Genomic DNA, 13,448 nt, shown 5'->3' with positions numbered 1-13,448 from the left:
CCATGCCCGAGCTCAGCCATGGCCGACGCATGCTGGTGCTCGCGATCTGCTGCATGAGCCTGCTGATCGTGAGCCTCGACAACACGGTCCTCAACGTCGCCCTGCCCTCCCTGCAGCGGGAGTTCGACGCCAGTACCTCGGGTCTGCAGTGGACCATCGACGCGTACACGCTCGTCCTGGCCTCGCTGCTGATGCTCGCGGGCTCGACCGCCGACCGGATCGGCCGCAGACGGGTGTTCATGACGGGCCTGGTGGTCTTCACCCTCGGCTCGGTGCTGTGCTCGCTCGCGCCGGACCTGAACTCCCTGATCGTGTTCCGCATGGTGCAGGCGGTCGGCGGCTCGATGCTGAACCCGGTCGCCATGTCGATCATCACCAACACCTTCACCGACCGGCGTGAGCGGGCCCGTGCGATCGGTGTGTGGGGTGCGGTCGTCGGTATCTCGATGGCCGCGGGTCCGCTGGTCGGGGGGCTGCTGGTGGAGTCGGTCGGCTGGCGCTCCATCTTCTGGATCAACCTCCCGGTGGGGCTGGCGGCACTGCTGCTCACCTGGCGGTTCGTGCCGGAGTCCCGGGCACCGAAGGCACGCCGGCCCGACCCGGTCGGCCAGGTGCTGGTGATCGTGCTGTTCGGCTCGCTGACGTACGCGATCATCGAGGCGCCGCACGCCTCGTTCCCGGTGCTCGCGCCGTTCGCCCTGGTCGCCCTGGCCGCGCTGGTGGCCCTCCTCCGCTACGAGCCGCGCCGCCCCGAACCGCTGATCGATCTGCGGTTCTTCCGGTCTGCGCCGTTCAGCGGGGCGACGGTGATAGCGGTGAGCGCGTTCGCGGCGCTCGGCGGGTTCCTGTTCCTGTCGACGCTGTATCTGCAGAACGTGCGGGGGCTGAGCGCGTGGGACGCGGGGCTGTGGATGCTCCCGATGGCCGTCCCGACGTTCCTGTGCGCCCCGCTGTCCGGGCGGCTGGTCGGCAGCCGGGGGCCGCGGCTGCCGCTGCTGATCGCCGGCGGGGCGATGACGGTGAGCGGGTTCCTCTTCGCCCTCTTCGAGGCCGAGACGTCGAACGTCACACTGTTCATCGGGTACGTCCTCTTCGGCATCGGCTTCGGCTTCGTGAACGCGCCGATCACCAATACGGCGGTGTCCGGCATGCCGGTGGCCCAGGCGGGGGTGGCGTCAGCGGTGGCCTCCACCAGCCGTCAGCTGGGGCAGGCGCTGGGGGTCGCGGTGATCGGGGCGGTGCTGGCGGCGGGGGTCGGGTCGGCGCCGTACGCGTCCGCGTTCGTGGCTGCGGCGCGACCGGGGTGGTGGATCCTCGCCGTGTGCGGGCTGGTGGTGCTGGTCGTGGGTCTGCTGACGTCAGGCCGCTGGGCCCACCGCACCGCCGAGCGGACGGCGGAGCGGCTGGAGACGGCGGAGATCCGGCAGGAGGCGGGAGCGCACGCCTGATCAGCCCGGCGGGAGCAGCCGGGCGAGCGGGGGCCACCATGCGGGGTGCGCCCGCACCAGGTCGCACATGACCGGGCTGCCGGCCAGGGTGTGCCGGCAGTAGTCGGTCCACGGCTGGGCGCTGGTGCTGTCGGGCACCTTCTCGTGGACCACGAGGCCGCTGCTCATGACGTCCGCGAGCAGCTCGGCGATCGTGGTGATCGCGTCGCGCTCGTCCTGGTGTCCCGGCTGCTCGGGCAGCGGTTTACCGGCGTAGAAGTACGCGCGGGAGCCGGGGCGTTCGAGCAGGAGGAGGTGCACTTCGCGCAGGGCGCGCAGGGCCATGTCGTTCGCGGAGACGGCGGCCACCGCGTTGCTGATCTTCGCCTGTTCGGCGGCGGCTCTGGTCTGGCGGGCGAGGTGGAAGACGGACCACACGGATACGGCCAGTGCGATCGCGGCGACGAACACCCCTATCGCGTCTGCCATTTCGTTCTCCCCCCTCCCGAACGGCCCCCGGGGCACGGGCGGAACGGTACCGTGCCGGGCGGTGGTGTGGGCAGGGGCGTGGGCAGGGGTGCCGTCGGAGGGGCCTGGAGGAGTCGTCGTGGAGATCGATGCGAGTAAGGTCAGCCGGCTGGACCCGGACGGGCGGGAGCACGTCGTGCGGGTACGGCGCACCGGGGCGCAGCGGACGATCAGATGTGACACGTGCGGCTGGCGGAGAAGCGCGCAGTTCCTGCCGTGGCTCAAGGCGCAGGAGCATCTGGCGGAGGCGCACGGGGCGACGGTGGACCCGCCGGAGCGGTGAGGGCCGCCGGCACGCCCCGGCGCTTGTGGGGGCCGGGGGGTGTTCTCGCAGCCCGGCGTTGGCGGGGTGCCGTCGCGCCCACCCGTGCCGCCCTGCGGCACGACTGCCCGCGGGAACGAAGGAGGCGGGGGAACGGGGGTCCGGGGGCGGAGCCCCCGGGGGGACGCCGGCCCACCAGCCAACCGAGTCGGGTGGCTGGTGGGCGAGGGCGGGGGGTCCGGGGGGCGGAGCCCCCTGGGCGGTCACCGTGGCCGACGACCGCATCGGATCAACAGGAGATCACCCCCCGTACCCCCCGCGGCCAGCGGCTACGCGCCGACGAGGCGTGCGGCGAGGTACCCCTCGATCTGGTCCAGGGACACCCGCTCCTGCTTCATCGTGTCCCGCTCACGCACGGTCACCGCGTTGTCGTCCAGCGTGTCGAAGTCGACGGTGACACAGAACGGCGTACCGATCTCGTCCTGCCGGCGGTAACGCCGCCCGATCGCACCGGCGTCGTCGAACTCGATGTTCCAGTTCTGCCGGAGCGCCTGCGCAAGCCCCTTCGCCTTCGGCGACAGCTCCGCGTTGCGCGACAGCGGCAGCACCGCGACCTTCACCGGCGCGAGCCGGTGGTCCAGCCGCAGCACCGTGCGCTTCTCCATCTTGCCCTTGGCGTTGGGCGCCTCGTCCTCGATGTACGCGTCCAGCAGGAACGCCAGCATCGCGCGGCCGACACCGGCCGCCGGCTCGATGACGTACGGCGTCCAGCGCTCCTGGGCCTCCTGGTCGAAGAAGGAGAGGTCCTGGCCGGAGGCCTTGGAGTGCGCGCCGAGGTCGTAGTCGGTGCGGTTGGCGACGCCCTCCAGCTCACCCCACTCGCTGCCGCCGAACTGGAAGCGGTACTCGATGTCGGCGGTGCGCTTGGAGTAGTGGGAGAGCTTCTCCTTCGGGTGCTCGAACCACCGCATGTTCTCCTCGCGCAGGCCGAGACCGGTGTACCAGTTCCAGCGCTGCTCCATCCAGTACTCCTGCCACTCCTCGTCCTCGCCCGGCTTGACGAAGAACTCCATCTCCATCTGCTCGAACTCGCGGGTGCGGAAGATGAAGTTGCCGGGCGTGATCTCGTTGCGGAAGGACTTGCCCATCTGGGCGATGCCGAACGGCGGCTTGCGACGCGAAGTGGTCTGCACCTGGGCGAAGTTGGTGAAGATGCCCTGGGCGGTCTCGGGCCGCAGGTAGGCGACGGAGCCGCTGTCCTGGGTCGGGCCGAGGTGGGTGGAGAGCAGACCCGAGAACTGCTTGGGCTCGGTGAAGGTGCCCTTGTTGCCGCAGTTGGGGCAGTTGAGGTCGGCGAGGCCGTTCTCGGGGGCGTGGCCCTTCTTCTCCTCGTACGCCTCCTCCAGGTGGTCCGCGCGGAACCGCTTGTGGCAGGAGGTGCACTCGGTCAGCGGGTCCGTGAACGTGGCGACGTGACCGGAGGCGACCCACACCTCCGGGGCCAGGATCACGGACGAGTCGATACCGACCACGTCCTCGCGCGACGTCACCATGTAGCGCCACCACTGGCGCTTGAGGTTCTCCTTGAGCTCGACACCCAGCGGCCCGTAGTCCCAGGCGGCACGCTGGCCGCCGTAGATCTCACTACAAGGGAAAACGAAGCCACGGCGCTTGCTCAGGCTGACGATGGTGTCGATCTTGTCGGCGGCCACGGTGCTCTCTTCATTACGACGACGGGCGACGAAGCGAGATTGCTTCCAGCGAATGACTCAGGTTACCGGCGGGGACTGCCTCACGGCCAAATCGGGGGCCCGTTCCGGATCTCCGACCAGGCTTGTTGACAACGGTTTCCATCTTCGTTGAAAATGACTGTCATGAACGTACGACGACACTACATATCCACGGCCGCGCTGGCCGCGGTCACCGCCCTCGGGCTCGGCACCCTGACCGCCTGCTCCTCCGACAGCGCCGCCGCGGGCAACACCGACAAGTTCGACGTCGTCGCGTCGTTCTACCCGATGGCCTTCCTCGCCGAGCAGATCGGCGGCGAGCACGTCAACGTCACCAGTCTGACCCAGCCCGGCCAGGAGCCGCACGACCTGGAGATCAGCGCCAAGCAGACCGCGCAGCTCGAGGAGTCCGACGCGGCGCTCTACCTCAAGGGCCTGCAGCCCTCCGTCGACGAGGCCATCGGCCAGTCCCCCGTCACCACGAAGATCGACGCGGCCACGCTGACCACCCTGGAGGAGCACGGCTCCGAGGCCGGCGGGCACGCGGACGAGCACGCGCACGAGGAGGAGGAACACGGGGAGGAGGGGCACGACCACGAGCACGAGGGCGGCAAGGACCCCCACATCTGGCTCGACCCGGTGAAGTACGCCGAGGTCGCCGAGGGGGTCGGCAAGGCCTTCGAGAAGGCGGACCCGGACCACGCCGCCGACTACAAGAAGAACACCGAGGCCCTGGTCAAGAAGCTGGGCGAGCTCGACAGCACCTTCAAGACCGGCCTCGCGGACAAGAAGAACGACGTCTTCATCACCACGCACGCCGCCTTCGGCTACCTCGCCGAGCGCTACGGCCTGACCGAGGAGGCCATCAGCGGCCTGGACCCGGAGTCCGAGCCCAGCGGGGCCCGTGTGAAGGAACTCCAGGAGATGGCGAAGGCCGACGGCGTCACCACCGTCTTCTACGAGACCCTGGTCAGCGACAAGACCGCCAAGACCCTCGCCGGCGACACCGGACTGAAGACGGACGTCCTCGACCCGCTCGAGGGCATCACCGACGGCTCCCGCGGCGACGACTACTTCCAGGTCATGGAAGCCAACCTCAAGGCCCTGCAGACGGCCCTGGGCAGCAAGTGACCGACGAACCACCGGAGGACGGCATGACGACCGAGCCCGTCATCTCCCTGCGCGGCGTCCGCGCCGAGCTGGGCTCCCGCCCCGTCCTTCGCGGCATCGACCTCACCGTGCGCCGCGGTGAGGTCGTCGCCCTGCTCGGCGCCAACGGCTCCGGCAAGTCGACGGCCGTACGCAGCGTCATCGGCCAAGTACCGGTCAGCGCTGGGGAGATCGAACTGTTCGGCACCCCGCGGCACCGGTTCCGCGACTGGGCGCGCGTGGGCTACGTCCCGCAGCGCACCACGGCGTCCGGCGGCGTCCCGGCGACGGTCACCGAGGTCGTCTCCTCCGGCCGTCTCTCCCGTACCCGCTTCGGCCTCTTCCGCAGGGCCGACCACGAGGCCGTACGGCATGCCCTGGACCTCGTCGGCATGGCGGACCGGGCCAAGGACTCCGTGGACGCCCTCTCCGGCGGCCAGCACCAGCGGGTCCTGATCGCCCGCGCGCTCGCCGCCGTACCCGAACTGCTGATCATGGACGAGCCGATGGCGGGCGTCGACCTGGCCAGCCAGGGGATCCTCGCCGAGACGCTGAAGGGCCAGGTCGCCGAGGGCGCCACGGTCCTCCTCGTCCTGCACGAGCTGGGCCCCCTGGAGCCCCTGATCGACCGGGCGGTCGTCCTGCGCGACGGCTGCGTCCTGCACGACGGCCCGCCCCCGAAGGCCGTCGGCCAGCACGCCCTGCCCGGCCACGACCACGTCCACCCGCACGCCCCCGCGGGCACCGAACCGATCCGCACAGGACTGCTGAGCTGAATCCGATGGACATCCTCGACTACGCCTTCATGCAGCGGGCGCTGCTCGCCGCCGTCCTGGTCGGCATCACCGCCCCCGCCGTCGGCATCTACCTCGTCCAGCGCCGCCAGGCCCTCATGGGCGACGGCATCGGCCACGTCGCCATGACCGGTGTCGGCCTCGGCTTCCTGCTCAGCTGGTCCCCGGTGTGGATGGCGACGCTCGTCTCCGTCCTCGGCGCCGTCTTCATGGAACTGGTCCGCTGGTACGCCAAGACCCGCGGTGACATCGCCCTCGCGATGCTCTTCTACGGCGGTATGGCCGGCGGTGTCATGTTCATCAACCTCGCCCCCGGCGGCTCCACCACGAACCTCTCCTCGTTCCTGTTCGGCTCGCTGTCCACGGTGTCCGAGTCCGACGTGACCGCGATCTGCCTGCTGGCCGCGTTCGTGGTGCTGATCACCGTCGGTCTGCGCCGGCAACTGTTCGCGGTCAGCCAGGACGAGGAGTTCGCCCGGGTCACGGGCCTGCCGGTGCGCTTCCTGAACCTGCTCACGGCGATCACGGCCGCCGTCACGGTCTCCGTCGCGATGCGCGTGGTCGGCCTGCTGCTGGTGAGCGCGCTCATGGTGGTGCCGGTCGCGGCCGCCCAGCAGCTCACCCGCAGCTTCGCCGCCACCTTCGCCATCGCCGTCGCGATCGGTGTGAGCGTGACCATCGGCGGCACGGTCACCTCGTACTACCAGGACGTCCCGCCCGGTGCGACGATCGTGCTGCTGACCATCGCCGCGTTCATCGCGCTGACCGCGCTGGCCACCCCGCTGGCCCGCCGCCGCGCCCGGGCACTGGCCGCCGCACAGCCGGGCGGCGATCCCGCGGAGTGTGCGATTCCGGCCGGCCGTGAATCGGGGGACCCGGCCGGCGCCTGACTCCCCGCTGCCCGGACTGGCACAATGGCCCCGGCAGACGGCCCGACGTGAGGAGGCAATCCCGTGACGACCGCAGGACCGCCCGTGAAGGGCCGTGCCACCCGGCAGCGTGCCGCTGTGTCGGCGTGCCTGCAGGAGGTCGACGAGTTCCGCAGCGCGCAGGAACTCCACGACATGCTCAAGCACAAGGGCGACTCCGTCGGCCTGACCACGGTCTACCGCACGCTCCAGTCCCTCGCCGACGCCGGCGAGGTCGACGTCCTGCGCACCGCCGAGGGCGAGTCCGTCTACCGCCGCTGCTCCACCGGCGACCACCACCACCACCTGGTCTGCCGCACCTGCGGCAAGGCGGTGGAGGTGGAGGGCCCGGCGGTGGAGAAGTGGGCGGAGGCCATCGCGGCGGAACACGGCTACGTCAACGTGGCCCACACGGTCGAGATCTTCGGCACCTGCGCGGAGTGCGCGGGGGTGGCGAAGGGCTGAGCCCTTCGCCGAAGAAGGCACGCGGTCCCGCCCCATGCAGGTGTCCATGGGGCGGGACCGGCCTCGACAGGAGTGGCGGTCAAAGGATGTTCAGGGTCGCCGTGACGCCGATGCCCGCCGGACGGACCAGCTGGAAGTTCACGACCTTGGTCTCCTCCAGCCCATCCGTGGTGCTCGTGCACGTGAGCGTGGCGGTCGCGTTGTCGCCCGCACCCGGGCTCACCGGGTTGAGGGACAGCTGCGAATAGAGGGCCCGGGGCGTGGTCGCGTTGATCGTCGTGCTGTTGGCCGCCCCTCCGACCGACTGGACCGACAGGGAGGTCGGCACGAACTGGGGGCCGAAGTTCGCGCAGCTGACGCTTCCCCTGAGGACCACCGACGGGTTCTGCGGATTGGCCGAGGCTGCCGTGGCCGCAGCCACCGGGAAGGCCAGCGCCAGCGCGAACACGCTCGCTACGGCACCCCGGGACACGTTCCTCTTCCTCGCGTTTGTCAAGCGAACGGCCATGACAGCCTCCAAGCGTGGATGGTGGAAGGGCACGAGGATCCGCACCGGGAGGACTCGGCTTCGGCCGGCCGTCCCGCCCCCCAGGCATCGAAAAGATCCTCGATTTCCACCATTGCGCAGCTCTTCCCCGAGTGCAAAAGATGGCTCCGGACCAGGCCGAACGATGAACGGTCAAGCACCTGGAGGGTGCATCCGACATCGCACCGGATGGTTGCCGGATCACACAAGTCACCGTTGATCGAGACCATTTGACCGTCCCGGACCGTCGGCCGGGGCAACCATGGGAGGCCCCGGCCGACTCTCCGGGGCGCCCCCTGCTCCCTTCCCCCGCAAGCCTGTTCACGCCTCCCGCGCCCACCAGGGCTCCCCGCCAACGAGGTTGGCGGCAAGCGGGCGTCACATCCACGACGGCCAGCCGTCAGGACTCCGCCGTACGGCCCCTCATCGCCGCCTCCATGGCGGCCAGTTCCTCGTTGGGGACGGCGCCGCCGAAGCGGCGGTCGCGGGAGGCGTACTCGACGCAGGCCCGCCACAGGTCGCGGCGGTCGAAGTCGGGCCAGAGCACGTCCTGGAAGACCATCTCGGCGTAGGCGCTCTGCCAGAGGAGGTAGTTGGAGGTGCGCTGCTCCCCGCTGGGCCTCAGGAAGAGGTCCACGTCCGGCATGTCCGGGTAGTACATGTACCTCTGCAGCGTCTTCTCGTTGACCTTCGACGGGTCGAGCCGCCCGGCCCGCACGTCCTCCGCCAGCGCCTGCGCCGCGTCCGCGATCTCCGCCCGCCCGCCGTAGTTCATGCAGAAGTACAGCGTCAGCCGGTCGTTGTCCTTCGTCTGCTCCTGGGCGACCTGCAGCTCCTTCGCCACCGACTTCCACAGCTTCGGCATCCGCCCGACCCACCGCACCCCGATGCCCAGCTCGTCGAGCGTGTCCCGCGTCTTGCGGATGAAGTCCCGGTTGAAGTTCATCAGGAAGCGCACCTCGTCCGGCGACCGCTTCCAGTTCTCGGTGGAGAAGGCGTACAGCGAGATCGCGCCGACCCCCATCTCGACACCGCCCTGGAGCACGTCCAGCACCCGCTCGGCGCCGACCTTGTGCCCCTCGGTGCGCGGCAGCCCCCGCTCCTTCGCCCACCGCCCGTTGCCGTCCATGACGATCGCCACATGCTTCGGGACCAGTTCCCCGGGGATCTTCGGGGGCCGCGCGCCCGAAGGGTGCGGTTCCGGCGTCCTGTACTCCCGTCGCTGACGCCCCAGGAACCCGCGTACGGCCATGTGTCTCTCGTCTCCTCGTGCTTACTTTTCGACGTACCGGAGCGAACGGAGCCCGCGCTCCAGATGCCAGTGCAGGTACGCGGACACCAGCCCGCTCCCCTCCCGGACGTACCGCGCCTCGCACGCGTCCGCGGTCCCCCAGTCTCCCGTAAGCAGCGCTCCGAGGAGTTCCAGGGCCTGCGGCGAGGGTACGACGCTGCCGGGCACCCGGCAGTCCACACAGACGGAACCGCCGGACGCGACCGAGAAGAACCGGTTCGGACCCGGCATCCCGCACTTCGCGCAGTCCGTGAAACTCGGCGCGTACCCGTTCACCGCGAGCGACCGCAGCAGGAAGGCGTCGAGCACGAGATGCGGTGCGTGCTCGCCCCGCGCCAGCGTGCGCAGGGCCCCGACCAGCAGCAGATACTGCTGCACCGCCGGCTCGCCCTCGTGGTCGGTGAACCGCTCGGCGGTCTCCAGCATGGCGGTGCCGGCCGTGTACCGCGCGTAGTCGGTGACGATCCCGCCACCGTACGGCGCTATCGTCTCGCTCTGCGTACACAGGGGCAGCCCGCGGCCGATCAGCTCGCTCCCCTTGGAGAAGAACTGCACGTCCACGTGCGAGAACGGTTCGAGACGCGCACCGAACTTCGATTTCGTCCGGCGCACGCCCCTCGCCACCGCGCGTACCCGGCCGTGACCGCGCGTGAGCAGGGTGATGATCCGGTCCGCCTCACCCAGCTTCTGGGTGCGCAGCACGATGCCGTCGTCGCGGAACAGACTCATGGCATCCATTGTCGCCTACGTTCACGACACCTCACCGCGACTCCGGGCATTGGTGTACGCCGTCGCCGCACGCAGCCGCTCGGCCGCCGTCGCCCGCCGTACGGCCCCGGGGTCCGCGTCCCATTCCCGGCCGCCGCCGTACGGTCTCAGCTGGACGTAGGGCCCCTCATGCCCCATGACGACGCCGATCCGCTCGGTCCGGGTGTCCACGACATGGGCGCCGACGGGCGGCTTCACCGCACCACCGCCGCGATCCGCCGCGCGGTCCCCACCGAGCACCGGCCCGGTTCGACGAGCGGACGGGGCACCTCCCGCGCAGGACTCACCGGGTCGTGCCCGGGTGACGGCGGGGTAATTCCGGCCTTCGCGAGTGCCGCCCGCAATTCCTTCACCACGTCCTCCGCTTCTTCGACGCGGAGCGTCGAGTGTCGTGCCTCCACGGTGATCCCCTCGCTTTTCCTCTTTCATTCTTCGGACCCCCGGAATGACGCGTCGCGCCTACACTCGGCAGGAGGGCGTGCGCTACAAGTGCGGGTCAGCACAAGGGGGTTGGTTATGGCCAATGGTTCGTGTCAGGCGGCATGGGAGTTCTTCGGCACGGGACTCGAGCACCGGCGCGAGTACGCGGGGTTCGCGCAGGTCGAGCCGGGTACACGGGTGTTCGTCCCGGGCGGCTGAATCGGCCGGATCGAACAGGCCGTCCACAAACCGCAATTGGACCTGGCCCGGCGGATCGACGGCGCGCCGAAAACCGACGTCGATGTCGAGCGGATGCGGCGCAAGCTCATCAAGGTACAGCGCTTTGCCGATTGCCTCGCGCACGCTGCGGAACCGGAGCGGCCGGCAACACGAATCCGATAATGGGAACCCACGGTCGTGCCGGGGCTCATACGGAGGCTGTGCGGCAAGGTGGCCGGCGGACCGGCGATCGCCGTCGGGCCGACCGCACGGACGGAGTTCACGGGCGCCGTCCGACGGCGAATTGTGCTGGACGGGCCTCCACCGTCCGGCATACCGTGCGTCCGCGCGCGATTCAGCGGGTGATCATCGTCTTACCGCCCGTGGGGGGCCTTCGTCATGCTCGGATCCGATGGTGGGACGCGCCCGCCCTCTCCGCTGCCCGGCAGCGTTCCGCTCGCCTCGCGCGGTCTCCTCACCGCCGTGGTGGCGGCGTTCGCGGCGGCAGCCCTCAGCGACCTGTTCGCCGTGTACACCGGTGTCCGGCTCCGCGAAGTGCTTGACGAGAACATGACCTCATCGAGCTTCGCCTCCGCGGACGACCTGTACGAGAGGGCGGGTCAGGTCCAGGTGTCCACGACCCTGCTCTGTGCGGTGCTCTTCGTCACCTGGTTCTTCCTGATGCGCCGCCGCACCGGGCTCATGGCACCGGACCGGTTCCGCATGGGGCAGGGGTGGGCGATCGGTGCGTGGTTCGTCCCCCTCGCCAACCTGTGGCTGCCGTACCGCGTCGCGGTCGACATGTGGGGGGCCTGCTCACCGCTGCCGGCCGAGGGGGAGGCGCGCCGGGTACCGATGTGGCCGGTGAACCTGTGGTGGGGTCTGTTCGCCGGGAACACCCTGCTCGGCCGGTACGCCGCCTCGCGCCTCGACACGGCCGACTCGCTCACCGAGATCAGCGACGCCGTGACGCTGTACCTCGCGGTCGACCTCCTGTACGTGGCCGCCGCGGGGGCCGCGGTCCTGTTCGCGGTACGACTGACGGCCCTGCAGCGCCGGAAGGCGACCGAGGGCCCGTACTGGACACCGAACGGGACGTGACCGTCGGCCAGGACGTTCCCCGGCTCGAGTCCACACGCACCGTCGGGCCACTCGTCGACCAGCGCGCACGGAACGCACCCCCGGTCCGCCCCCGGTTACCCCTGGCGGTAAACCCCCGTAGAAATAAGGCCGTTGCCCGGATGTGGTCCGTCGCGTGATGCCGCGAGGCTCGTACGCATGACTCCGATCATGCGCAACACCGTCCTCACCGCCGTACCCGCCGCCCTCCTCGTCGCCCTGCTCCCACCCCTGACCGCCCAAGCCGTACCCGCGCCCCTCGCCTGGGGACCCTGCGCGGGCACGACCGTCGCCGACCCCCGCCAGGAGTGCGCCACCCTCCAGGTCCCCATGGACCACGCCGACCCCGACGGGCCGCAGATCTCCCTCGCCGTCTCCCGCATCCCCGCCGAGAAGCCGGACTCCCGGCGCGGGGCTCTGCTGCTCATCGCCGGCGGGCCGGGCGGATCCAGCCTCAACGACCCGTCCGGGAAAGGACAGAAGCTCCCCCAGGACGTCCGTGACACCCACGACCTCATCGGGTTCGCGCCGCGCGGGCTCGCCCCGTCCACCCCCGTCGACTGCGGGCTGGAGTACGGCGACCTGGCCACCTCCAGGCTCCGTCCCTGGCCCGCCCCCGACGGCTCGGTGGACGGGAACATGGCCACCGCCCGGCGCATGGCCGACGCCTGCGCACGCCACGGCGGTGAGCTGATCGAACACATCAGCACCGCAGACGAGGCCCGCGACATCGACCGCCTCCGGGCCGCGCTGGGCGAGCGGAGGATCTCCGCGTGGGGAGTGTCGTACGGGACGTACGTCGGGGCCGTGTACGCGCAGTTGTTCCCGCACCGCACCGACCGGATCGTGCTGGACAGCGTCGACAACCCCGACCCGGCCCGCGTCAACCGCGCCTGGCTCGCAGCCCACGAGCAGGGGGTCGAGGACACCTTCCCGCACTTCGCCGCGTGGGCGTCGCAGCCCGGCAATCCGGATCGCTTGGCGCGCCGGGCATCCGACGTGCGCCCGCTGTTCCTGCGCCTCGCCGCCCGGCTCGACCGCGAGCCCGTCCCGTGGCCCGGAGCCAATCCCGAGGAGCTGAACGGCAACGTACTGCGCCAGACCATGCTGGACAGCCTCGCCTCCCCCGGCCGCTACCCGGCGCTCGCCGGGCTGATGCGGGCCGCGGCGCAGGGCACCGTGCCGCCCGCGCCCCAGGCGCCGCCCGAAGAACTGCTGCAGAACGTCGCCGCCGTGGGCGCCGCGACCCTCTGCAACGACGTGGCGTGGCCCACGTCCCAGGCCCGGTACGAGAAGGACGTCGCCGAGAGCCGCGCCAAGTACCCGCTCACCGCCGGGATGCCCCGCAACGCGATGCTCTGCGCGGCCTGGCCGTTCCCGCCGCGTGAGGCGCCGGTGCGGATCACCGACCGGGGGCCGTCCGACATTCTGCTCGTCCAGAACGAGCGGGACGTCAACACCCCGCTCGCCGGCGCGATACGGATGCGGGAGGCACTCGGCCGACGGGCGGTGATGGTCACCGTCGACGCCACCGGCCACGACGCCTACCTCGCCAACGGCAACGAGTGCGGCGACCGCGTGGTCTCCCACTACCTGGCCACCGGCGAGCGCCCCGCCCGGGACGTGTACTGCCGCTAGGGGGCACCCCTAGGGCACGAGCGCCGGTGTCCTGGGGGCGGCGGCCAGGCGGAGGCCGACGTCGACCAGGGTCCAGCCGAGGCGGGTGCGCAGGCGGCGGGGGCGCCTGACCGAGGCGGCGAGGCGGTGGGCGTCGGCCTCCGCGCGGAGGTCGGCGGCGCGGGCGTGGTGCAGGGCGAGATGGGTTTCCGGATGCATCGGGCC

16 protein-coding genes are annotated in these 13,448 nt (G+C 70.7%); 8 read left to right on the top strand and 8 right to left on the bottom strand.

Translation table 11 applies throughout. The features are described from left to right. The first annotated feature begins 2 nt into the window (after window positions 1-2). On the top strand, window positions 3-1,448 hold the full coding sequence (locus IF28_RS0112500) for an MFS transporter (RefSeq protein WP_030218037.1): 1,446 nt from the start codon (window positions 3-5) through the stop codon (window positions 1,446-1,448). Here the strand turns inward: IF28_RS0112500 and IF28_RS0112495 are convergent, their stop codons facing one another. Beyond that, window positions 1,449-1,916: a hypothetical protein gene (locus IF28_RS0112495; protein WP_158713679.1), complete on the bottom strand. Its 468-nt coding sequence runs from the start codon at window positions 1,914-1,916 to the stop codon at window positions 1,449-1,451. Window positions 1,917-2,034: 118 nt separating this feature from the next. Here IF28_RS0112495 and IF28_RS0112490 point away from each other — a divergent pair, with 118 nt between their 5' ends. Continuing rightward, on the top strand, window positions 2,035-2,238 hold the full coding sequence (locus tag IF28_RS0112490) for a hypothetical protein (protein WP_234325112.1): 204 nt from the start codon (window positions 2,035-2,037) through the stop codon (window positions 2,236-2,238). A gap of 308 nt (window positions 2,239-2,546) precedes the next feature. Here the strand turns inward: IF28_RS0112490 and IF28_RS0112485 are convergent, their stop codons facing one another. Next, window positions 2,547-3,929, bottom strand: a complete 1,383-nt coding sequence (locus IF28_RS0112485; RefSeq protein WP_030218029.1) for a glycine--tRNA ligase — start codon at window positions 3,927-3,929, stop codon at window positions 2,547-2,549. Between the two features lie 162 nt (window positions 3,930-4,091). On the opposite strand from IF28_RS0112485, the gene IF28_RS0112480 reads away from it, so the two are divergent. From IF28_RS0112480 to IF28_RS0112465, 4 genes are all read left to right on the top strand, one after another. Beyond that, complete coding sequence (locus IF28_RS0112480) at window positions 4,092-5,078, top strand: metal ABC transporter substrate-binding protein (RefSeq protein ID WP_030218023.1); 987 nt, start codon at window positions 4,092-4,094, stop codon at window positions 5,076-5,078. Window positions 5,079-5,101: 23 nt separating this feature from the next. Beyond that, the gene (locus tag IF28_RS0112475; RefSeq protein WP_030218020.1) at window positions 5,102-5,872 is read left to right on the top strand and encodes a metal ABC transporter ATP-binding protein; all 771 of its coding nucleotides are present in this window, start codon (window positions 5,102-5,104) and stop codon (window positions 5,870-5,872) included. Window positions 5,873-5,877: 5 nt separating this feature from the next. Then, window positions 5,878-6,780, top strand: coding sequence for a metal ABC transporter permease (locus IF28_RS0112470; RefSeq protein ID WP_030218017.1), 903 nt, complete (start codon window positions 5,878-5,880; stop codon window positions 6,778-6,780). A 63-nt stretch (window positions 6,781-6,843) separates the two neighbouring features. Next, the gene (locus IF28_RS0112465) at window positions 6,844-7,263 is read left to right on the top strand and encodes a Fur family transcriptional regulator (RefSeq protein ID WP_030218014.1); all 420 of its coding nucleotides are present in this window, start codon (window positions 6,844-6,846) and stop codon (window positions 7,261-7,263) included. Window positions 7,264-7,342: 79 nt separating this feature from the next. Here IF28_RS0112465 and IF28_RS0112460 read toward each other — a convergent pair whose 3' ends face one another. The 5 genes from IF28_RS0112460 to IF28_RS39175 form a co-directional block, all read right to left on the bottom strand. Continuing rightward, window positions 7,343-7,735: a hypothetical protein gene (locus IF28_RS0112460; RefSeq protein ID WP_158713678.1), complete on the bottom strand. Its 393-nt coding sequence runs from the start codon at window positions 7,733-7,735 to the stop codon at window positions 7,343-7,345. Window positions 7,736-8,189: 454 nt separating this feature from the next. After that, on the bottom strand, window positions 8,190-9,041 hold the full coding sequence (locus IF28_RS0112455) for an isoprenyl transferase (protein ID WP_030218009.1): 852 nt from the start codon (window positions 9,039-9,041) through the stop codon (window positions 8,190-8,192). Between the two features lie 21 nt (window positions 9,042-9,062). After that, window positions 9,063-9,809, bottom strand: a complete 747-nt coding sequence (gene recO, locus IF28_RS0112450) for a DNA repair protein RecO (RefSeq protein WP_030218006.1) — start codon at window positions 9,807-9,809, stop codon at window positions 9,063-9,065. A 21-nt stretch (window positions 9,810-9,830) separates the two neighbouring features. Further along, window positions 9,831-10,046, bottom strand: a complete 216-nt coding sequence (locus IF28_RS0112445; protein ID WP_030218000.1) for a hypothetical protein — start codon at window positions 10,044-10,046, stop codon at window positions 9,831-9,833. Between the two features lie 285 nt (window positions 10,047-10,331). Then, window positions 10,332-10,631, bottom strand: coding sequence for a hypothetical protein (locus IF28_RS39175; protein WP_158713677.1), 300 nt, complete (start codon window positions 10,629-10,631; stop codon window positions 10,332-10,334). A 255-nt stretch (window positions 10,632-10,886) separates the two neighbouring features. Here IF28_RS39175 and IF28_RS0112435 point away from each other — a divergent pair, with 255 nt between their 5' ends. Beyond that, window positions 10,887-11,588 (top strand): DUF4328 domain-containing protein, encoded by a 702-nt coding sequence (locus tag IF28_RS0112435; RefSeq protein ID WP_078621085.1) that lies wholly within the window; start codon window positions 10,887-10,889, stop codon window positions 11,586-11,588. 177 nt (window positions 11,589-11,765) lie between these two features. Then, window positions 11,766-13,244, top strand: coding sequence for an alpha/beta hydrolase (locus tag IF28_RS0112430; RefSeq protein WP_030217993.1), 1,479 nt, complete (start codon window positions 11,766-11,768; stop codon window positions 13,242-13,244). Window positions 13,245-13,253: 9 nt separating this feature from the next. Here IF28_RS0112430 and IF28_RS0112425 read toward each other — a convergent pair whose 3' ends face one another. After that, complete coding sequence (locus IF28_RS0112425) at window positions 13,254-13,442, bottom strand: hypothetical protein (RefSeq protein ID WP_030217991.1); 189 nt, start codon at window positions 13,440-13,442, stop codon at window positions 13,254-13,256. Window positions 13,443-13,448 lie beyond the last annotated feature (6 nt).

The sequence above is a fragment of the Streptomyces sp. NRRL WC-3626 genome (genome assembly GCF_000718785.1).
Lineage (GTDB): Bacteria > Actinomycetota > Actinomycetes > Streptomycetales > Streptomycetaceae > Streptomyces > Streptomyces edwardsiae.
The sequence above is the reverse complement of the archived record's forward strand: the minus strand, read 5'-3'. Positions and strand labels throughout refer to the sequence as shown.